Consider the following 18,811-nt stretch of genomic DNA (forward strand, 5'->3'; position numbering starts at 1 on the left):
GGGGCAAATCCCGCACTTTCAAGCACGATTTAACGGATGGTCGGCCTACGCATCCGCCTTCGACTGGCATACACTGCGCGGCCGTTTTTCAACCGGAACCTGATAGACATGAAAAACCCATCCCCAGCCCGTGCCTGCGGTATCGACTTCGGCACGTCCAACTCCACCGTCGGCTGGATCCGCCCCGGCGAGGAGACGCTTATCGCGCTGGAGGACGACAAGATCACGTTGCCGTCGGTGGTGTTCTTCAACTTCGAGGAGCGCCGCCCGGTCTACGGGCGCCTGGCCCTGCACGAATACCTGGAAAACTACGAAGGCCGGCTGATGCGCTCGCTCAAGAGCCTGCTGGGTTCCAAGCTGATCAAGCACGACACCAGCGTACTCGGCACGGCCATGCCGTTCACCGACTTGCTGGCGCTGTTTATCGGCCAACTCAAGAGCCGCGCCGAGACCACCGCTGGCCGTGAGTTCGAAGAAGTGGTGCTGGGCCGCCCGGTGTTCTTCGTCGATGACGACCCGATGGCCGACCAGGAAGCGGAAAACACCCTGGTCGACGTGGCGCGCAAAATCGGCTTCAAGGACATCTCGTTCCAGTACGAACCGATTGCAGCCGCCTTCGACTACGAGTCCACCATTGAAAAAGAAGAGCTTGTGCTGATCGTCGACATCGGCGGGGGTACGTCGGACTTTTCCCTGGTGCGCCTGTCACCGGACCGTCGTCACAACGACAACCGCCAAAGCGACATCCTCGCTACCGGCGGTGTGCACATCGGTGGTACCGACTTCGACAAGCAACTGTCGCTCGCCGGCATGATGCCGCTGTTCGGCTACGGCAGCCGCATGAAAAGCGGCGCCTACATGCCCACCAGCCACCACATGAACCTGGCCACCTGGCACACCATCAACTCGGTGTATTCGCAAAAATCCCAGTTGGCCCTTGGCAGCATGCGCTACGACATCGAAGACACCGGCGGCATCGACCGCCTGTTCAAGCTGATCGAACAGCGCGCCGGGCACTGGCTGGCCATGGAAGTGGAAGAAACCAAGATCCAGCTGACCCACGAAGACAACCGCCATGTGCTGCTCGACCGGGTCGAGCCAGGTTTGAGCGTGGACCTGAGCCGCAGCTTGTTCGAGTCGGCCATTGATGGGCTGCTGGAGCGCGTGCGCAACAGCGTCACGCAGTTGCTGACCGATGCATCGGTGGACGTGGCGCAAGTGGACACGGTGTTCTTTACCGGCGGCTCCAGCGGCATTCCGGCACTGCGCCACAGCATTTCGGCGATGTTGCCGAATGCGCGGCATGTGGAAGGGAATATCTTCGGCAGCATCGGCAGCGGTTTGGCGATTGAGGCCAGCAAGCGTTACGGCAACTGACCTGCTCCAATCTCACCAACACTGAAAATCAAAGGTGGGAGCGGGCTTGCTCGCGATGCGGAGTGTCAGTCGAAGTAAGTATCGACTGAACCACCGCCTTCGCGAGCAAGCCCGCTCCCACACTTAGACCTGCGTACAGCTGCCACCCCATTGTTTGGCGACAATCGAGAGGAAGCTCCTTATAGACCACGGAGTTTCACTATGAATCGTTACATGCCCCTGACCGGCCACGACTGCACCATCCCCGCTTTAATCATCGACACCCAAGCCCCTCTCGACGTGCTCTATGAAGCCGCCGCCTTTCGCATTCGCGCGGTGACGCAGCTGTTGGAGAACCTCGCTTTTCGAGAAGAAATCAGCAGTGATGCCGTGGTACTTCACGACTTCGCACAGCTGATGGCCATCCCCTTGCGGGATGGGTGTGACTTGATGGATATGATTGGGCGCCGGTTAACTTCACAAGCGTCCTAAGCGGGAACAGGGCGGCTCTTCAGTCGCCCTGCCGGAACACAGTCAAACCATCCCGCCGAGCTTCAGCTCACTTTTCAAATACGCATAATAAATCGGCCCCGCCACCACGCCCGGCAAGCCGAACGCCGCTTCAAACACCAGCATCGCCAGCAGCAACTCCCACGATTTGGCACTGATCTGCCCGCCCACAATCCGCGCGTTGAGGAAGTACTCGACCTTGTGGATCACGATCAAATACCCCAGCGCCGCCACCGCCACCCAGATCGAAATCGACAGTGCGACGATGGTGATCAGGGTGTTGGACATCAGGTTGCCGATCACCGGCAGCAGGCCGAGCAGGAAGGTCAGCACGATCAGGGTTTTGGTCAGCGGCAGGTGAATCCCGCACAGCGGCAGCACCACGGCGAGGAAGATCGCGGTGAACAGGGTGTTGAGCGCGGCAATTTTGATCTGAGCAAAAACGATGTTGCGAAAGGCCTGGACCAGCAGGTGCAGGCGGTCGAACAGCGCGGCGGCCAGCGGTTTGCGCTTGGTCAGGTCGGGCACACGTTGCAGCGCGATAATCGCGCCGAGCACCATGCCGATCAGCAGGGTGACGAACATGTGCGCGGCGTCTTTGCCGACCAATTGCAGTTCGCTCAGGTGCTTGCTCAGCCAGTCGCCGATGGCCACGCGGAATTCAGCGGCGCTGGCGGGCAGGTAGGCGTCGAGAAACGGCGGCAACTGTCCGCGCGCGCGGTCGACCACGCCCATGAATTTGTCCAGGGACGCCCCGGGATTTTCCGCTTCATGGAGCAGGAAGCTGATGGCGCCGGCGAAAATAAGGGTCAGCACGCTGACGATCAAAGTGCCGAGTAATGCCACGGCGAGCCAACGCGCACGGCGGCCTTCGATCAGCCGCTGCAACTGCGGGGTGAGCATGTTGACCAGCTCATAGACCAGCAGCCCGGCCAACAGGCTGGGCAGCAGCTTGAGCGGCAAGACTAGTAACAACCCACCGAAAATGATGACGCAACTGACCAGCAGCAACACGTGACGCTGAGAAAACGTTGGCATACAGCCTCAAAACGAACGGCGTTAAAGGATGGGCAGTCTGCCAGCCTTGAGGAAATCAAGCGAGGGGTCTGATATTGCGAACACCGTCAGTGTGGGAGCGGGCTTGCTCGCGAAAGCGGTCGTTCAGTCACTGATGTGTTGAATGACCCACCGCTTTCGCGAGCAAGCCCGCTCCCACAGGGGATTCGCGTTATCAGCTTCCTTTGAGGCAAGTGCTCATAAAGGTCTTACGCGCATCGCCGGCCAAGGCCTTGGTTTTCGCCGTGGCGTTGCAGTCTTTCATCTTCTGCTGCTGCGGGGTCAGGGTCTTGGCATCGTTGGCGGCTGGCGCCGACAGGCAGGTCTTCATAAAGGCCTTGCGGTCATCGCCTTTGAGCGTCTTGGTGGTGGCTTCAGCATTGCAGGTGGTCATTTTATTCTGCTGGGCAGTGGCGGCGAAGCCCTGGGAACACAGCAGCAGGCCCATCATCAACAACGGAATACGCAGCATCTTCATGGAGTTTTCTCCCTGTTACCGTGCCGGAGGGCACGGCCTACGCAGCAGTGTAGTCAAAGCCTGTTACATCTTCACCGGCTACGTATATTTGTTCGACGGTACTGCTCCGGAGTACAGCCGGCGTGGCGCTGGAACATGGCAATGAACGCCGAGGCAGTGCTGTAACCCAAGTCAAACGCCACATGTTGCACGCTACGGTCGCTGTCCAGGGCTTCGATCGCGGCGAGATAACGCAGGCGTTGACGCCATTCGCCGAAGCTCATGCCCAGTTCGCGCACAAACTGGCGCGCCAATGTCCGTTCACTCACATGCACCTGCTCCGCCCATTGCGCCAGCGGGCGGTTGTCGCCGGGCTCAGCCTGCATGCCTTCGAGCACGCCGAGCAGCCCTGGATGCCGCGCGTAGGGCAGGAAGCAGTCGTGAATCGGCGCTTGCTTGAGTTGATCCACCAGCACTTGGGCCAGGCGGATATCGGCCTCGGTCTGCGGGATGTTGACGTCACGCTGGGCAAAGTCACTGAGAATGGCCTTGAGAATTTCACTGATCGCCAGGGTGCACGGCGCCTGCGGCAGTTGCTCGCAGAGTTCCGGGGCCAGGCCCACCGAGCGGTAGACAATCGCTTGGGCGTTATAAGAGCTGTGCTCAGTGTTCGGCGGGATCCACACCGCGTACTGCGGCGGCGACATAAAGCGGCTGCCGGCCACTTCCATGCGCATCACACCGTTGGCCGAATAATCCAGCGAACCCCATAAATGCCGGTGCGGCATGCACTCGGTGTCCGGGGCAAAATCGGAGTAACGGAAGTAGACCGCGCTCGGCAGGCTATGGAAATCCGCGAGGCGTACGGTATGTCTGGCCATATTGTCTGGATACAAAGGTCGTTTGTCTGGATCGCAGTATAGGCTTCGATCCAGACAGAGGATAATCCCGGCTCATCAACACACCTGGTTTCTTTCGATGCAATACGCGTATCCCCTGCTGGCCATCTTTATCTGGGCCGGTAACACCGTGGTCAACAAACTGGCCGTGGGCTCGATCTTCCCGGCAGAAATCGGTTTTTATCGCTGGCTGCTGGCAGCACTGCTGTTCACCCCGTTCATGCTCAAGCCGGTGATCGCCAACTGGGCGCTGATCCGCCCGAACCTGGGCAAGATCTTCATCCTCGGCGTGCTCGGCATGGCGGTGTATCAGAGCCTGGCCTACTACGCCGCAACCCTGACCAGTGCCACCAACATGGGCATCATCCTCTCGCTGATGCCGTTGATGTCATTGACCGCCGCCATTATCAGCCTTGGTCAGCGCCTGACCTTCGGCGCGTTGACCGGCGCGGTGCTGTCGTTCGCAGGCGTGGTGGTGGTGGTCTCGGCTGGCAGCCTGGGCGCGTTGCTGCAACACGGGCTCAACTTGGGCGACGCCATGATGCTGATCGCCACCCTGGCCTACGCGATTTACAGCACCCTGCTGAAAAAATGGCAACTGCGCCTGCCGCCGTTGGTGTTGCTGTATTTGCAGGTGCTGGTGGCGGTGGTGGTGCTGCTTCCGCTGTTCCTGTTCTCGACCAAGTCGGGCCTGGGCTGGGCGAATATTCCACTGGTGTTGTACGCGTGCTTGCTGGCCTCGATGGTCGCGCCACTGGCGTGGATGCACTCGGTAAAAACCCTGGGACCAAGCCGAACCACGCTGTTTTTCAACCTGCTGCCGTTGATTACCGCGTTGATTGCGGCGGTGGTGTTGAAGGAACAGCTGGCGATGTACCACTTGGTGGGTGGTTTGCTGACGTTGGGCGGGGTGATTTTGTCGGAGCGTTGGACGACGCCGGTTCGTCGTCAGGTCAGCGCTGCCTGATAAATAGCCTTCGCGAGCAAGCCCCACATTCGATCACATTCCAAATGTGAAACTCGGTCGAATGTGGGAGCGGGCTTGCTCGCGAAGAACGATAACGCGGTGAACCTGCTAAACCCCCGCGGCCTTCAGCCTTTGCGCATGCTCAACGAACAACCGAATCGGCTCCGCGCCCTTGCCCACCAGCCCGAAGGATTGGTTGACGATATCGAAGTGATCCAAAGCGTAATCATCGCCAATCACGACACCCAGGTGTGAGCTATAGCGCCCGACCATGCCGTCACACTGGCCCTTCTCCCGCACAAAACTACGCGCGAACAACCGGCAACTGCGGTTCGTGCCGTCCAGCAGGTTGCGCCCACGATCAGTCTTGCCCGGTTGCAAGGTGCCGGACCACGAGTAATAACGCACGCCGTTGACCACCTCAGCACCCTGCCCGCCCCAGGTTTGCGGCAAACCCTGGGGATACTGGCGATTGAACAGGGCCACGCCTGCAGTGGTCAAGGACTGATGCGAGGCCTGCAAATCGGCCTTGAAGCGCGGCCCGCGATAGCCGGTTTCCAGCAGGCCCATCACCCAGGCGACCAGATGAAACAGCGTGCTCACGAGCCGGCCTTTCCAACTGTCCTGGGGGTAATGGGTATGGAAATAGTCCGCCAATTCCGAACCATGATTAGGCCCGGCCACCGACGTCACCGACGCCACCCATTCCGGGCGCCTGGCCGCGGCATACCGCGCCGTCAGCGAGCCCTGGCTATGGCCGATCAGGTTGACCTTGTCGGCGCCGGTCTCGCGGCGAATCTGCTCGATCTGCACCAGCAACTGCTCACCGCGCACCTCGCTGGAATCCAGCGGCGCCACTTGCACAGGAAACACCTGCGCCCCACCCGCCCGTAGCGCCGGGACGATGCCGTACCAATAGGGGAACAACCCCAGGCGCACGAAGCCGAGCATGCCGGGCACCAGCACCAGGGGATAACGCGTGGCGAGAGACTCGGGCATGCAGCGGGCGTCCTGATCAAGCGAGCGATAACGCCATCCTAGACCATTGGACGTGACCGCCCCATGACCGAGGGCGGTTAAAAATGCCCGGCCAGGTCACGCAACTGGCGCTCAGCCTCTTCACAGGCGCGCAGGAATACGCTTTTGTCCGACTCCTCGCCCTCGGCGGCAATCACCCGAATGTCATCGATGCCGATGTAACCCAGCACCGTACGCAGGTGCGGGTCGGCATGGTTCATCCCTTCGTTTTCGCCGCCGGGGCCGAACCCGTTGCCACCACGGCTGGTGATGATCAGTGCGCGCTTGCCCTTGAGCAACGGCTGGTACTGCGCGACGCCGTGGCTGTCCTGAGTGATGTCGAAGGTCAGGCCCAAGCGCACGATTTGATCGATCCAGGCCTTGAGGCCGCTGGGCACGCCGAAGTTGTACAGCGGCATGGAAATCACCAGCAGCTCATGCGCGATCAGCTCGCCGACCAATTCGTCGCTCAATTGCAGATCGGCCTTCATCACCTTCGGCAGGGATTGCGGCTCGGGGTAGAAATTCGCCGCGACAAACGCCTCAGTCACATGCGGGATAAAAGCCCGGCCGACTTCGCGCCGGGTGATGTGTGCGTCCGGGTTAGCCGCCTGCCAAGTATCGAGAAACGACTCGGCCAGGCGCCGGGAGTGAGAACGCTCGCCACGCGGACTGGCGTGAACCGCTAGCATTTTTTTCATCTGTTTTAACCTTCACCGCTACACTCAGGCAACCTGGATGGCCGCCGCTACTGCTAGTAAATCTAGAGCTGAGCGCCCTGACCGACAACTGAGCAATAGTTAATCTAGATGAATCTATTTCATCCATGGAGACAGAATGTTTGCCTCGCTACCCCTGACCGCCCTGCGTACCTTTGAGTCTGCTGCGCGCCTGTTGAGCTTTAAGGCAGCGGCCCAGGAACTGTCGGTAACGCCCACGGCGGTATCGCACCAGATCCGCGTTCTGGAAACCTGGCTGGGCGTGCCATTGTTCGAACGCCTGCCACGCCAGGTACGCCTGACCGAAGGTGGTGAGCGGCTGTTCCACAGCGTGCATGGCGCCCTGCTGGACGTAGCACAAAGCCTCGACACCCTGCGCCCGCAACGCAGCACCGGGCACCTCACGGTGTCCACCACGCCAGCCTTTGCAGCACTATGGCTGGTGCCACGGCTGGGGCGTTTCTACGCAGCCCACCCGGACATCAACCTGCGCCTGGACACCCAGTGCGAAGTCGTCGACTTACAGCAGGATGCCAGCGTTGATCTGGTAATTCGCTACAGCATTGGCCACTACCCCAACCTGTACGGCCAGTGCCTGTTCGATGAATTTTTTGCGGTGTATGGCTCGCCCGAACAGGTCGCGCGGGCCAGCACTCAGGTGCCGACGCTGATCAGCGTGCGCTGGCACAACTCCGAGCTTTACGCCCGGGGCTGGCAGGCGTGGTGCGACAAAGCCTCGCTGAGGTGGCTGGATCACCGGCTGCCTGCACGCGAATACGATGAGGAACACTACGCATTGCAAGCGGCGATTGCCGGCCAGGGGTTGGTGCTGGCGAGCAACATTCTGGTGTCGGAAAGCGTGGCCAGCGGTTTACTGGTGCCCTATCGGCCGCAGGTCAGCGTCAGCGGCGCCGGTTACAGCGCGCTTTGCGTGCCGGGCCGCGAACGGCATCCACCGGTGCGCGCGTTTTTCCAGTGGGTTCAGGAGGAGGCGAAGCTGTCCGGCCACGCGTTGTGAAATCCGATAAAACTTTTTGCGTCGCGCGGGACTCACAACTGGTAACGATCACGCCGGCAGAGCGTGGCGTAAAACCGGATTAGCACCAGGAGATTGAGATGACTGAAGCACATTTGACTGACGTTGCGACCCTACGCAGCCGCGCCCGCCAGAACGTCGAAAACGGCGCCGTAACCGAAGGCTACGACGCCGACCGCGAAGAAATCATCCGCCTGCTCAACGCGTCGCTGGCCACTGAACTGGTCTGCGTGTTGCGCTACAAACGTCACTACTTCATGGCCAACGGCCTGAAAGCCAGCGTCGCCGCCGATGAATTCCTGGAGCACGCCACCCAGGAAGCGGAGCACGCCGACAAACTGGCCGAGCGCATCGTGCAATTGGGCGGTGAGCCGGAGTTCAACCCCGACCTGCTGTCGAAGAACTCCCACGCTCAATACGTGGCCGGCAACTCGCTGAAGGAAATGGTCTACGAAGACCTGGTGGCCGAACGGATTGCGGTGGACAGCTACCGCGAAATCATCCAGTACATCGGCGACAAAGACCCAACCACGCGTCGCATCTTCGAAGACATCCTGGCCCAGGAAGAAGAACACGCCGATGACATGGCGGATATTCTGCAGGACCTGTAAGTAGCTTCACTACGGTCCCTTGTGGGAGGGGGCTTGCTCTCGATAGCAATGTGTCATTCGGCAAATACGCCGACCGACATACCGCTAACGGGAGCAAGCCCCCTCCCACATTTAGTTTCGGGTTTCGTCAGTTACCTTTCACAGTTTTCGGCGCCTTGCCTTCCTTCATCTGCTGCAGCAACGGTGCACACTGGTTCGGCGCATCGCCACTGGGTGCTACCAGCGCCAGCAACCCTGCCGCCGGGCCGGCAATGACGCCCAGCGCGACCATCCCGGCACCGCGCAGGGCGAGCGGAATGGCCTTCACGCCGGCATTCGGCTTGATAAACGGACCATTGACGTACAGCGGCGAACGCAGAGAGAACAGGCGGAAGCCCTTCGACTCCGGCGTAATAGTCAGATCCAGCTGCTCGCTCGCCATGTTCGCGGTGCCATCGATGTAGATGATCGCGTTCTCGGTATCGAACACAAACAGGCGGGTCGTGGCCAGGCCAGTCTTGATGCCGAAGTCCGCCGCCGCGCAGTTGATCTTCACTTCCTTGTCACCAAACAGGCGGCCAATCACGTAGTTGCCCACATTGAGCCCGGCAATTTCCATCAGGCCTCGGCTGATGGCGCCGTCGTTGATGAGCATCTTCAGATCGCCGTTAGAGCTGCCCAGCAGCGCCGCCACGGAGTTACCGCGCCCGGCAATATCGGCATCGCCGTTGAGTTCACCAAAACTGGTTTTCATCGGCTCGAAAGTCGGGAACAGCTGTTTAAGCTTGAAGTTGCGCGCGGTGAGCTTGGCGCGCCCTTCCATCGGTACAGTGCGACCGTTCAAGCGGATTTGCGCATCCAGCTTGCCGCCAGCCACACCGAAACGCAGGGGCTCCAGGCTCAGTTCGCCGTCATTCAGCACCAGATGCGTGTAGAGGTCGGTGAAAGGCAGATCAGCACTGTGCACAATGCGTTTGCCGGTAAATTCCACGTCGGCGTCCATCTCGCGCCAGCGCTCGGTACGGAATTGTTCCACCGGCAGCACTTTGGTCGCCGGCTGCTTGCTTTCACCGCCACGGGCTTTTTGCTTGGCATTGGAGTCGGCACCGATCAACGGCGCCAGGTCGGTCATCAGCAGTTGGTTAGACACCAACGCGCCGCTGAGTTTGGGCCGTGGCTGGCTGGCGACGTAGGCCAGGTTGCCGTGGATGTCGCTGTCGCCAATCTTGCCGTTGAAGTTCTCGTAGCGAAATGAGGCGCCGCTGGCTTCATGCAGTTTGGCGATCAGGTGGCCGTCCGTGGAGTAGGCCGGCGAGTCTGGCAGGGTGACGCCGGTCAGCGGGTACAGGTTACCCAGGCTGCTGCCTGCGAGTTTCAAGCGCAAGTCCAGGGCGCCGAGGTTTAGCGGGTCGGTCAGGGTGCCGGCCAGGGCGATGCGGGTGTCGGCGATTTTCACCTGGGCCTGCAGCGGGAACGGCTTGGCCGCGTCCTGCAAGGCGAGCAGCCCGCCGATCTTGCCGGTGCCGTCGAGCTTCTGGCCGTGGTACTGGCCTTTGACTTTGAGCCCGAACGCGTAGTCCTGAGGCGCTGAGCCTTTTTCCAGGGCCTTCTTGGCATCGGCGTCACCCACGATCTCACCGAAGGGGATCGGTTTGCCCAGCGGGTCAATGATCACGTCGAGCTGGGTCTTGAGGGTCTGGTCATCAAGGGTCACGTGGCCTTTGTCGAACCCGATGGTGCCGATATCCACCACCCAGCTGGACGGCTCAGCGTTGGGGTCTTTGGGGTCGAACTTGAAGGTCCAGTTGGCGCGGCCATCGGCCAGGCGTTGCAGGTCGGCACTCGGTTCGATGAGGTCGATACGCGGGATCACCACACGCTGCAACAGCAACGCCAGAGGCGAAATGCGCAACTCAACGCGTTTGAGAGTGACCATTTGCGGCTTTTTCGACCAGTCGGGGTTGCCCAGGTTCAGGTCTTCGGCAATCACATGCGGCCACGGCACCCAAGCGCGCCAGCCACCTTCATCGGGCTCACGCGCCCACACCACCGCCAAGTTCCCATTGATGGCAAAGGTGCGGTGCAGTTCTTCGGAGATCTTGGCATTAAGCGTGGGTTTGATGCGGTTCCAGTCGAAGAACACCAGCACCAAGACCACCACGGCGATTAACAGAACGAAGCTGGCGCAGCTCCAAGCGACAATTTTACGAGTGCGCGTCATTGCACAGGACTCCTCAACACGGGTAGCTGAACTACAGCTCATAAGGCTACGACTGGCAAACCGTCTGTGGGTTTAACGCCATCGCCGATTTAGTCGCAAAAAGCCATTTTCCTGATCGAGCAGACAGGCTTGATCATCGACGGCGCACCATTGTTACCCACGTTCGTGTCGAAAATACCCACCTCAGTGCAAAACCGCGGGCTTGAGAGGTCCGCTCTAGAGCCTTCGGACAGAACAATCAATTCTGTTGATTATTACCATTGTGTTTATGAACTTTTATATCGACTTATCGAGAGTAGCATTGCCCCTGTACCCACTTTAACGCCCTCCCAAGGAGCAACCCGTATGAAACGTCAAATCCTCGCTACCGTTCTGCTGTCTGTCTTGGCTTCCAGTGCTTTTGCCCTGCCAGCCGCTGAACAAGCTACCCCACAGAACAAAGCTCAAGCCGTTCAATCCAGCCAAACCCTGGCTCGCAGCGGTTCGCAAGAAGACGAAAACCGTGACTACGCCAAAGGCGCTGTTGCAGAAAATGGTTCGGAACACGCCAACAAACGTGCTTATACCGAAGGCGTTGTCGAAGGTGGCCGTGATCGCCTGGAAGAGAAAGGCCTGGTAGAAGGCGGTGCTGACCAAGCCAACGACCGCGCTTACACCCAAGGTATTGCCGAAGGCGGTGCTGACCGTCTGCAAGAACTGCATCAAGCACAGAGTTAAGCCCGTGGTGACCCGGAAAAAAGCCCGATCAGCCGATCGGGCTTTTGCTTTTTCATAGATCGCCTCACACCTCCCCCCGCCAAGTTCGACGCCAGCGAAGCGGTTTTGCTAGAGTGCGTCGCTGTACTTGCCGACAAAGCCAACCCGACAATGCTGCCCCGCGCCGAACAGAAGCAACAGACCCGCCTTGCCTTGATGGACGCAGCCCGCCATCTGATGGAGTGTGGCCGTGGGTTCGGCAGCCTGAGCCTGCGCGAAGTGGCAAAGACCGCCGGAATCGTGCCGACCGGGTTCTATCGGCATTTTGACGACATGGACCAGCTTGGTCTGGTGTTGGTCAGCGAAGTCGGCCAGACATTTCGCGCCACGATTCGCCTGGTACGTCACAACGAGTTCGTCATGGGCGGCATCATCGATGCGTCCGTGCGGATCTTCCTCGATGTGGTCTCGGCCAATCGATCGCAATTTCTTTTCCTGGCCCGCGAACAATACGGCGGTTGCCTGGCGGTGCGGCAAGCCATCGGCGCGCTGCGCGAAGACATCACCAGCGACTTGGCGGCTGACCTCACGCTGATGCCCAAGCTCCAGCACCTGGATGCCGAGGGTTTGCACGTAATGGCCGACCTGATCGTCAAGAGCGTGTTTGCCACTCTGCCCGACATCATCGACCCACCCGCCCAGGCGCTGCCTGCCCACCTCACGCCTCAGGCGAAAATCACCCAGCAACTGCGCTTTATCTTTATCGGCCTCAAGCATTGGCAAGGGCTGGGCAGTACCGAGTAAGCCCATCAGCCTGCCGTGCGGGATTCCACATCCTGATATTGCATAGGCCAAGTTTCTAAAATCGCCAGCAAGCAAGAGATGAAGGAAACTTCATACGAAAGGTGGCGGACCTCGACGCAAAACGCCCACATCCAGTGCTATAAATTCCATCACGCACCAAATTGAAACACGTCCGGAATGAGCGAATGCCCTATTCGGTGGCATGACGGTGCCTACTTACAGGGTTTTCCTACTCACGGGCGTGATTGGCAAGCCCCTTGCTCTAGCTCTTTTATCGCTCATAGCTGGAAGCCTCCTGATGCTGGTGATCCACCGCCGAATCGCCCCCCAAGCCCTCTGGGCCGCTGAACTGCTGCTGAATTTCGAAGCACGCAGCAAAAGCCGGCTGCGCTGTTTCAGTGCCGATGGCGAAGACGTCGGCCTGTTTCTGGAGCGCGGCCAGCCGCCGTTGCACGATGGCGAATGCCTACAGGCTGAAGACGGACGTGTCGTACGCGTCATCGCTCGCCCTGAACACCTGCTGCACGTCACCTGCAGCAACGCGTTTGAACTGACCCGAGCGGCCTATCACCTCGGCAACCGTCATGTGGCGTTGCAAGTCGGCGATGGCTGGCTGCGCCTGCTGGACGACTACGTGCTAAAAGCCATGCTCGAACAACTGGGCGCACATACAGAAACCATCGAAGCTCCGTTCCAACCGGAACACGGTGCCTATGGCGGTGGTCATCATCATTCGCGCCATGGCGACGAAGACTTCAACTACCCGCCCAAGCTGCACCAGTTCGGCGTGCGTCTATGAACCCAGCCTGGGCGCTGTTGCGCCTGGCCAGTCCGCAGTTGCCGATTGGTGGCTACAGCTATTCACAAGGCCTGGAGATGGCAGTCGAGAACGGCCGCGTCAATGATGCCGCCAGCGCCCGACGCTGGATCAGCGACCAGTTGCTGCTCAACCTTGCGCGCTTCGAAGCGCCGCTGCTGCTCGCCCATTGCCGCGCGGCAGCCGAGCAGAACTGGCCACACCTGGCGCAATTGTGCGAAGAGCACCGTGCCAGCCGCGAGACGCGCGAGCTGTATCAGGAAAGCCGCCAAATGGGCTACTCCCTGCAACAACTGCTCAATGGCTTGCCGGAGCTGGACGACGCCTCGCGTACATTTGTGCAGCAATGCGCCGAACCGCACCTGGCCCTGGGCTGGGCTCTGGCGGCGCGCGCCTGGCATATCAGCCCGGATGACGCCCTCGCCGCCTGGCTATGGAGCTGGCTGGAAAACCAACTCGCCGTGTTGATGAAGACGTTGCCGTTGGGCCAGCAGGCCGCCCAGCGCCTGACCAGCGAACTGCTGCCGCTGTTGCAACAAGCCCAGCAAGACGCCGGCCGCATCCCCCCCAACCATTTCGGCAGCGCCGCGTTCGGCCTGTCCCTGGCGTGCATGGCCCATGAGCGCCAGTACAGCCGCTTGTTTCGTAGCTAGGGCCTTAAATTTTGGAGAAGCACATGAACAGACAACCTCTGCGTGTTGGCATCGGCGGCCCGGTGGGCTCCGGCAAGACGGCCCTGACCTTGGCGCTGTGCCTGGCCTTGCGCGATCGCTACAACCTGGCCGTAGTGACCAACGACATCTATACCCGCGAAGACGCCGATTTCCTGGTGCGCAACCAGGCCTTGGCGCCTGAACGCATCATCGGCGTGGAGACCGGTGGCTGCCCGCACACGGCGATCCGCGAAGATGCCTCGATCAACCTCGAGGCGGTGGACCAACTCAACCGCCGCTTCCCCGGCCTGGACCTGATCCTGGTGGAGTCCGGCGGCGACAACCTGTCGGCGACTTTCAGCCCGGAGCTGTCAGACCTGACCCTCTATGTGATCGATGTATCGGCCGGCGACAAGCTGCCACGCAAAGGCGGGCCCGGTATTTGCAAATCCGATCTGCTGGTGATCAACAAAATCGACCTGGCGCCGTTGGTAGGCGCCTCGCTTGAGCTGATGAACAGCGACACCCAGCGCATGCGCAACGGCAAACCCTTTGTGTTCAGCAACCAGAAAACCGGCGTCGGCCTGGATGAAATCGTCGCCTTTATCGAACGTCAGGGCCTGCTGACTGCTGCCTGATCCCCCCCTAAAAAAGGAGCCTGTTCATGAGTCTTAACAAACTTCTCGCAACCGCTGCATTGCTACTCGCCCCGGCCCTCGCCTTCGCTCACCCTGGGCATGGCGATAACGGGCTGGTGGCCGGTATCAGCCACCCGTTGGGCGGCATCGATCACTTACTGGCCATGGTCGCGGTCGGCCTGTGGGCGGCGCAGCAAAAAGGCAACGCGCGCTGGGCATTGCCTTGCGCCTTTGTCGGCACCATGTTGATCGGCGGCCTGCTGGGTTTTGAAGGCCTGCAGTTGCCGGCGCTCGAAAGCGGGATTGCTGCATCGGTGCTGGCGCTGGGCCTGGCCGTGGCGCTGGCGCTACGGCCGCCGCTGTTCGTGGCCGTCGGCGCCACAGCCTTGTTCGCGCTGTTTCATGGTGTAGCACATGGTTTGGAGCTGCCGGACATGTCCAGCCCTTGGGCGTATGCGGCCGGTTTCGTGGGCGCAACGGCAATGTTGCATGCGGCCGGGTATGCGGTGGTGCGTTTCCTGCCGGCGGCGGCTGCACCGTTGGTGCGGGTAGCAGGTGCGGCTTCGGCGGCGACTGGGGTTTGGTTGCTGGCGGGCTGATTTTCAGCGCTGCTGAGGGCCTCTTCGCGAGCGAGCCCGCTCCCACATTTAACCGCGTCCTCCGATTGGAATGCGGTCGAATGTGGGAGCGGGCTTGCTCGCGAAAGCGGTCTCAAAACCACCATCTATCCCAAGCCTGCTACCATGCGCGCCTACACCCCTGCCGTGACGACGCCAGCCGATGCCCATCGCTCCAAACTCCGCCTCCCAGCCTTCGTTGAATGCCGTGCTCACGCACTTCCATGACCTGATCGTGCCGCTCTGGCAGGGCCCGGGCTGGAATGCCGAGTTGGCGTTGCCGTATGAGGCTCTGGACGCTAATCACACGCCATTGCCCCCGCAGCGCTACCGCGCCATGGCCTGTGCCCGGCAGCTGTACCTGTTTGCCAGCCTGATCGGCAAGCCCGGTTCGGCCTTCGCCGAAGAGCGCGCGGCGGCGCTGTTTCGTTCCCTGCAACGGCACTTCCATGACGCCGAGCACGGTGGCTGGTTCTACAGCATCGACGCCCACGGCAAGCCGCTGGACAAGCGCAAAGACCTCTACACCCACGCCTTCATCATCTTCGCCTGCGCCCACTACTGGGCCAAAGTGCGTGAGCCGCTGGTGGAGTCGGTGCTCGATGCGGCCCTGGAAGTGGTCGCCGAACGCTTCGCCACCGGCGACGGCCTTTACGAAGCGGTGTTGGAACGCAACTGGTCGTCCCTCAAGTCCGGCCCCCTGCAAAACCCGCTGATGCACCTCGCCGAAGGCTTCCTCGCCACGCTGGCCGTGCGTGAGGACGCCATTACGCAAGATGCGCTGCTGGACCTCGCTAGCGCGATGCAGAAGCGCTTCATCGACCGCCAGCACGGCGTGATGATGGAGAAACCGCTGGGCGCTGTGGATAACTGGTTTGAGCCAGGCCACCAGTTCGAATGGTTCTTTTTGCTGGAATCGTCAGACGTACTGCGCAGCACACCGTTGCATGCGTCGCTGACGCGGGCGTTTGCCTACGCCGAGCTCAAGGGTGTGGATAAACTCAGCGGTGCGGTCAGCGGCATGCTCGCCCTGGATGGCAGCGTGCGCGACGGCACTCAGCGAATCTGGGCCCAGGCTGAATACCTGCGCGCACTGACCTTGCGACCGGGCAGTGAAGCGGTGCTGCAACGCCAATTGCTGGCGCTGCAACAGCACTTCCTGCATGACAAAGGCTGGCACGAATGCCTGGACGCCAAGGGCGCCGTGAGCCGACGGGATATGCCGTCGACCACGCCGTATCATTTGGCGACCTGCTATCAAGGCCTGATCCAGCATCTCGGCTGATTTTCAGGGCCTCATCGCAGGCAAGCCAGCCCCCACATTCGACTGCATTCCAACGGTAGGACACGGTTAAATGTGGGAGCGGGCTTGCTCGCGAAAGCCTCCCCTCGGTCTAACTGACTGTCACGCAATCCACTTGCGATCCCCGGTAAAACTGATCGTCAGCCAGCGCGCCGCATCCGGCGTGCCGAGCCCTGTGGATATTTCTTCACGCAGCCCATCGAGGGTCGCGACGTTATCCACCGGGTAATCCGCCGGCAACACCACATGAATCTCGATAAATCGCGCCCGCCCGTGCTTTTGCACGTAGGACACGTAGTCGTCGAAACCATGCTTGGCCTGGGCCGCGTCCATCACTTCGCGCACCTTGTCGTCCAAGTGGTCCGGGGCAATCCCCAGCACTTCGCGCAACGCCGGGCGCAGGATCTTGAACGCCGGAGCCAGCATGCTCAGGGCCAGCAGAATTAGAATCAGCGGGTCGACATACACCGCCCACTCGCCATAGCCCTGGGACTTGAGCAACAGCGCGGCAAGAAAGCTGATCAGCAAGCCCACCGAGAGCATCGCGTCCACCAGCCAACTGATGTTGTCGAACTGGATCAACGAGGATTTCAGTTTGCGATTGCGGTAGCGCACGTAGAAGAAGTAGCCGAATTCGACGACGGTAAACACCGCCGCGTAAACGATCACCAGCCCTAACTCAATCTCGCGCCCGCCATTGATAATACCGAACACACCGTTGAGAAACGCGTAGATGGCGATCAGCAGCAAAAAGCTGCCTTCGATCAGCAATACCATCGGCTCCAGGTGCCAGTAACCAAACTGGAAGCGCTCGTTGCTTTTCTTGGCGATCAGCTTGGCCGTGATCAGCATCAACACCTTGATGGCGGTGGCGATCAGCGAGAAAAAGCCGTCGAATAGAATGGATTGGGCGCCAGACATCACACCCGTGACAATCCCGGCGATCGCAACAGCGAACATCAGGATGGTCGATTGTTTGAGCAGTGCCTGCTCACCTCGGTTACTCACATTTCCTCCCGTCAAAACCTTTAAACCGCACAGCGCGGAGGGGTTTTCCGGAGTGGAGTGTACCTTATGTCCTGTTTTGGCCGATTTGACGCCTTCGCGACGGTGCGACGACTCGACAAGCCCACTCCCACATTTTGACCATGTGAACCCGATCAAATGTGGAAGCTGGCTTGCCTGCGATGGGCGCGACTCGGTCTAAAGCCTTACTTAGCCCCACGCTCAATCGCAAATCCTGCCCAAGTCTGGCTCACCGGCATCAGCTCCAACCGATTGATATTCACGTGCGCCGGGGTGTTAAGCACCCAGAAAATGGTATCGGCGATGTCCTGCGGCTGGATCGGCTCAGCACCGGCATAGGTCGCGTCGTAACGCGCCTGGTCACCACCGAAGCGCACCAGCGAAAACTCGCTCTCGCACAGGCCAGGCTCGATGTTGGTCACGCGCACGCCGGTGCCTTGCAGGTCGCAACGCAGGTTCAACGAGAACTGCTTCACGAACGCCTTGGAGCCGCCATACACGTGGCTGCCCGGGTACGGGTAGCTGCCAGCGATAGAGCCGAGGTTGATGATCCCGGCGCCACGGCCATGCGCGATCAGGCGTGGCAGCAACAGGCTGGTGGTGGTCAGCAGGCCTTTGATGTTGGTGTCGACCATGGTTTCCCAATCGTCGAGGCTGCACTTGGGCGCCGGGTCGGTGCCCACGGCCAGGCCCGCGTTGTTGATCAGGCCACGCAGTTTGGCGAACGATGGCGGCAGGTTGGCGATGGCGTCCTCCATGCCCTTGCGGTCACGCACGTCCACGACCAGGCCGTGCACTTCAGTCTGCTTGGAAAGCTCTTCAACCAAGGCATTCAAACGTTCGGCACGGCGGCCAGTGAGCACCAGTTTCCAGCCGGCGTCGGCAAAACGACGGGCGCATGCCTCGCCGAAACCTGAGGTGGCGCCAGTAATAAACAGCGTGTCGGACATGGTGTTCTCCTTGCGGGCATCGGGAAAAAGTTGCCAGCAGAATGCCCTTACGCCGCGATTGCGGCAACCGCTGTGCACCCACCTTCATGCACACCTGATCACTATTTAACCACGCAGAGCAAAGCCTTGTAGAACGTGGCCTGCAGCGATATGCGCGCAGGTTATCCACAACTGCGCCCACAGTCTTTGGGGGCAAGTGTAAAAAGCCCAAACCCGCTGTGTACAAGGCCTGCAGGCAGTTTTAGAAAGTTTTTTGCTTGACCTTGGGCGGGGCATATGTAGCCCCATGTGAAGAGGAAAAATCTGAGCGATGGCTCCAGGCCAGTCATTCCGGCCTCTGCGGCCGTCTTTCCAGAGTTTAGTCACAGACTTATCCACAGGCTGAATGGACATGAATCGGTCATATACCTGTGTCTTTAAACAGGTTGACAAAATCCTTGCAGGGTCACGAAAAAACCGCTGATCAGAAAACAACCACC

Annotated in this window: 20 protein-coding genes; 12 read left to right on the top strand and 8 right to left on the bottom strand. The window is 60.3% G+C overall.

Features of this window, described 5'->3' with window-relative positions; all coding sequences use genetic code 11:
* Positions 1 to 108 precede the first annotated feature (108 nt).
* The gene (locus FW764_RS08450) at positions 109 to 1,377 is read left to right on the top strand and encodes an Hsp70 family protein (RefSeq protein ID WP_446433550.1); all 1,269 of its coding nucleotides are present in this window, start codon (positions 109 to 111) and stop codon (positions 1,375 to 1,377) included.
* A gap of 201 nt (positions 1,378 to 1,578) precedes the next feature.
* The gene (locus FW764_RS08455) at positions 1,579 to 1,848 is read left to right on the top strand and encodes a hypothetical protein (RefSeq protein ID WP_446433551.1); all 270 of its coding nucleotides are present in this window, start codon (positions 1,579 to 1,581) and stop codon (positions 1,846 to 1,848) included.
* Positions 1,849 to 1,890: 42 nt separating this feature from the next.
* On the opposite strand, the gene FW764_RS08460 is transcribed toward FW764_RS08455, so the two are convergent.
* The 3 genes from FW764_RS08460 to FW764_RS08470 all read right to left on the bottom strand — a co-directional run bounded on the left by FW764_RS08460 (position 1,891) and on the right by FW764_RS08470 (position 4,260).
* On the bottom strand, positions 1,891 to 2,904 hold the full coding sequence (locus FW764_RS08460; RefSeq protein WP_053254094.1) for an AI-2E family transporter: 1,014 nt from the start codon (positions 2,902 to 2,904) through the stop codon (positions 1,891 to 1,893).
* 193 nt (positions 2,905 to 3,097) lie between these two features.
* Entirely contained in the window at positions 3,098 to 3,400 is a 303-nt protein-coding gene (locus tag FW764_RS08465) for a PsiF family protein (RefSeq protein WP_200431989.1), read from the bottom strand.
* A 71-nt stretch (positions 3,401 to 3,471) separates the two neighbouring features.
* Positions 3,472 to 4,260 (bottom strand): AraC family transcriptional regulator, encoded by a 789-nt coding sequence (locus FW764_RS08470; protein ID WP_446433552.1) that lies wholly within the window; start codon positions 4,258 to 4,260, stop codon positions 3,472 to 3,474.
* 97 nt (positions 4,261 to 4,357) lie between these two features.
* On the opposite strand from FW764_RS08470, the gene FW764_RS08475 reads away from it, so the two are divergent.
* Entirely contained in the window at positions 4,358 to 5,245 is an 888-nt protein-coding gene (locus tag FW764_RS08475; RefSeq protein ID WP_446433553.1) for a DMT family transporter, read from the top strand.
* Between the two features lie 108 nt (positions 5,246 to 5,353).
* On the opposite strand, the gene FW764_RS08480 is transcribed toward FW764_RS08475, so the two are convergent.
* Both FW764_RS08480 and FW764_RS08485 read right to left on the bottom strand, forming a co-directional pair.
* Positions 5,354 to 6,244: an esterase/lipase family protein gene (locus FW764_RS08480; RefSeq protein ID WP_446433554.1), complete on the bottom strand. Its 891-nt coding sequence runs from the start codon at positions 6,242 to 6,244 to the stop codon at positions 5,354 to 5,356.
* Positions 6,245 to 6,321: 77 nt separating this feature from the next.
* Entirely contained in the window at positions 6,322 to 6,963 is a 642-nt protein-coding gene (locus FW764_RS08485) for an FMN-dependent NADH-azoreductase (RefSeq protein ID WP_446433555.1), read from the bottom strand.
* A gap of 136 nt (positions 6,964 to 7,099) precedes the next feature.
* On the opposite strand from FW764_RS08485, the gene FW764_RS08490 reads away from it, so the two are divergent.
* Together FW764_RS08490 and FW764_RS08495 are read left to right on the top strand one after the other, a co-directional pair.
* Entirely contained in the window at positions 7,100 to 7,999 is a 900-nt protein-coding gene (locus tag FW764_RS08490) for a LysR substrate-binding domain-containing protein (RefSeq protein WP_446433556.1), read from the top strand.
* A 98-nt stretch (positions 8,000 to 8,097) separates the two neighbouring features.
* Entirely contained in the window at positions 8,098 to 8,628 is a 531-nt protein-coding gene (locus tag FW764_RS08495; RefSeq protein WP_053254087.1) for a ferritin-like domain-containing protein, read from the top strand.
* A 127-nt stretch (positions 8,629 to 8,755) separates the two neighbouring features.
* Here FW764_RS08495 and FW764_RS08500 read toward each other — a convergent pair whose 3' ends face one another.
* Positions 8,756 to 10,828, bottom strand: a complete 2,073-nt coding sequence (locus tag FW764_RS08500) for an AsmA family protein (protein ID WP_446433557.1) — start codon at positions 10,826 to 10,828, stop codon at positions 8,756 to 8,758.
* 345 nt (positions 10,829 to 11,173) lie between these two features.
* Between FW764_RS08500 and FW764_RS08505 the strand changes: the two genes are divergently transcribed.
* The 7 genes from FW764_RS08505 to FW764_RS08535 all read left to right on the top strand — a co-directional run bounded on the left by FW764_RS08505 (position 11,174) and on the right by FW764_RS08535 (position 16,338).
* Positions 11,174 to 11,545 carry a hypothetical protein gene (locus tag FW764_RS08505; protein ID WP_446433558.1) on the top strand — a complete coding sequence of 124 codons (372 nt, stop codon included), beginning with the start codon at positions 11,174 to 11,176 and terminating at the stop codon, positions 11,543 to 11,545.
* A gap of 150 nt (positions 11,546 to 11,695) precedes the next feature.
* A complete protein-coding gene (locus tag FW764_RS08510) occupies positions 11,696 to 12,328 on the top strand; it encodes a TetR family transcriptional regulator (protein WP_053254084.1) in 633 nt (210 codons plus the stop codon).
* 298 nt (positions 12,329 to 12,626) lie between these two features.
* Positions 12,627 to 13,127, top strand: a complete 501-nt coding sequence (gene ureE / locus FW764_RS08515; RefSeq protein WP_446433559.1) for an urease accessory protein UreE — start codon at positions 12,627 to 12,629, stop codon at positions 13,125 to 13,127.
* Positions 13,124 to 13,798, top strand: a complete 675-nt coding sequence (locus FW764_RS08520; RefSeq protein ID WP_446433560.1) for an urease accessory protein UreF — start codon at positions 13,124 to 13,126, stop codon at positions 13,796 to 13,798. The genes ureE and FW764_RS08520 overlap by 4 nt, the downstream gene beginning before the upstream one ends.
* A gap of 23 nt (positions 13,799 to 13,821) precedes the next feature.
* Positions 13,822 to 14,436, top strand: coding sequence for an urease accessory protein UreG (gene ureG, locus FW764_RS08525; RefSeq protein WP_446433561.1), 615 nt, complete (start codon positions 13,822 to 13,824; stop codon positions 14,434 to 14,436).
* 26 nt (positions 14,437 to 14,462) lie between these two features.
* Complete coding sequence (locus tag FW764_RS08530; protein ID WP_446433562.1) at positions 14,463 to 15,035, top strand: HupE/UreJ family protein; 573 nt, start codon at positions 14,463 to 14,465, stop codon at positions 15,033 to 15,035.
* 181 nt (positions 15,036 to 15,216) lie between these two features.
* Positions 15,217 to 16,338, top strand: a complete 1,122-nt coding sequence (locus FW764_RS08535) for an AGE family epimerase/isomerase (RefSeq protein WP_446433563.1) — start codon at positions 15,217 to 15,219, stop codon at positions 16,336 to 16,338.
* Between the two features lie 120 nt (positions 16,339 to 16,458).
* Here FW764_RS08535 and FW764_RS08540 read toward each other — a convergent pair whose 3' ends face one another.
* Together FW764_RS08540 and FW764_RS08545 are read right to left on the bottom strand one after the other, a co-directional pair.
* Complete coding sequence (locus FW764_RS08540; protein ID WP_446433564.1) at positions 16,459 to 17,364, bottom strand: cation diffusion facilitator family transporter; 906 nt, start codon at positions 17,362 to 17,364, stop codon at positions 16,459 to 16,461.
* A gap of 203 nt (positions 17,365 to 17,567) precedes the next feature.
* Positions 17,568 to 18,332 carry an SDR family oxidoreductase gene (locus FW764_RS08545; protein ID WP_083355521.1) on the bottom strand — a complete coding sequence of 255 codons (765 nt, stop codon included), beginning with the start codon at positions 18,330 to 18,332 and terminating at the stop codon, positions 17,568 to 17,570.
* Positions 18,333 to 18,811 lie beyond the last annotated feature (479 nt).

This window comes from Pseudomonas sp. 1152_12, assembly GCF_052850675.1.

What these genes read in the sequence shown, in the direction of transcription:
- FW764_RS08450 (WP_446433550.1), top strand. Translation starts at nt 109, where the DNA reads ATGAAAAACCCATCCCCAGCCCGTGCCTGCGGTATCGACTTCGGCACG.
- FW764_RS08455 (WP_446433551.1), top strand. Translation starts at nt 1,579, where the DNA reads ATGAATCGTTACATGCCCCTGACCGGCCACGACTGCACCATCCCCGCT.
- FW764_RS08460 (WP_053254094.1), bottom strand. Translation starts at nt 2,904, where the DNA reads ATGCCAACGTTTTCTCAGCGTCACGTGTTGCTGCTGGTCAGTTGCGTC.
- FW764_RS08465 (WP_200431989.1), bottom strand. Translation starts at nt 3,400, where the DNA reads ATGAAGATGCTGCGTATTCCGTTGTTGATGATGGGCCTGCTGCTGTGT.
- FW764_RS08470 (WP_446433552.1), bottom strand. Translation starts at nt 4,260, where the DNA reads ATGGCCAGACATACCGTACGCCTCGCGGATTTCCATAGCCTGCCGAGC.
- FW764_RS08475 (WP_446433553.1), top strand. Translation starts at nt 4,358, where the DNA reads ATGCAATACGCGTATCCCCTGCTGGCCATCTTTATCTGGGCCGGTAAC.
- FW764_RS08480 (WP_446433554.1), bottom strand. Translation starts at nt 6,244, where the DNA reads ATGCCCGAGTCTCTCGCCACGCGTTATCCCCTGGTGCTGGTGCCCGGC.
- FW764_RS08485 (WP_446433555.1), bottom strand. Translation starts at nt 6,963, where the DNA reads ATGAAAAAAATGCTAGCGGTTCACGCCAGTCCGCGTGGCGAGCGTTCT.
- FW764_RS08490 (WP_446433556.1), top strand. Translation starts at nt 7,100, where the DNA reads ATGTTTGCCTCGCTACCCCTGACCGCCCTGCGTACCTTTGAGTCTGCT.
- FW764_RS08495 (WP_053254087.1), top strand. Translation starts at nt 8,098, where the DNA reads ATGACTGAAGCACATTTGACTGACGTTGCGACCCTACGCAGCCGCGCC.
- FW764_RS08500 (WP_446433557.1), bottom strand. Translation starts at nt 10,828, where the DNA reads ATGACGCGCACTCGTAAAATTGTCGCTTGGAGCTGCGCCAGCTTCGTT.
- FW764_RS08505 (WP_446433558.1), top strand. Translation starts at nt 11,174, where the DNA reads ATGAAACGTCAAATCCTCGCTACCGTTCTGCTGTCTGTCTTGGCTTCC.
- FW764_RS08510 (WP_053254084.1), top strand. Translation starts at nt 11,696, where the DNA reads ATGCTGCCCCGCGCCGAACAGAAGCAACAGACCCGCCTTGCCTTGATG.
- ureE (WP_446433559.1), top strand. Translation starts at nt 12,627, where the DNA reads ATGCTGGTGATCCACCGCCGAATCGCCCCCCAAGCCCTCTGGGCCGCT.
- FW764_RS08520 (WP_446433560.1), top strand. Translation starts at nt 13,124, where the DNA reads ATGAACCCAGCCTGGGCGCTGTTGCGCCTGGCCAGTCCGCAGTTGCCG.
- ureG (WP_446433561.1), top strand. Translation starts at nt 13,822, where the DNA reads ATGAACAGACAACCTCTGCGTGTTGGCATCGGCGGCCCGGTGGGCTCC.
- FW764_RS08530 (WP_446433562.1), top strand. Translation starts at nt 14,463, where the DNA reads ATGAGTCTTAACAAACTTCTCGCAACCGCTGCATTGCTACTCGCCCCG.
- FW764_RS08535 (WP_446433563.1), top strand. Translation starts at nt 15,217, where the DNA reads ATGCCCATCGCTCCAAACTCCGCCTCCCAGCCTTCGTTGAATGCCGTG.
- FW764_RS08545 (WP_083355521.1), bottom strand. Translation starts at nt 18,332, where the DNA reads ATGTCCGACACGCTGTTTATTACTGGCGCCACCTCAGGTTTCGGCGAG.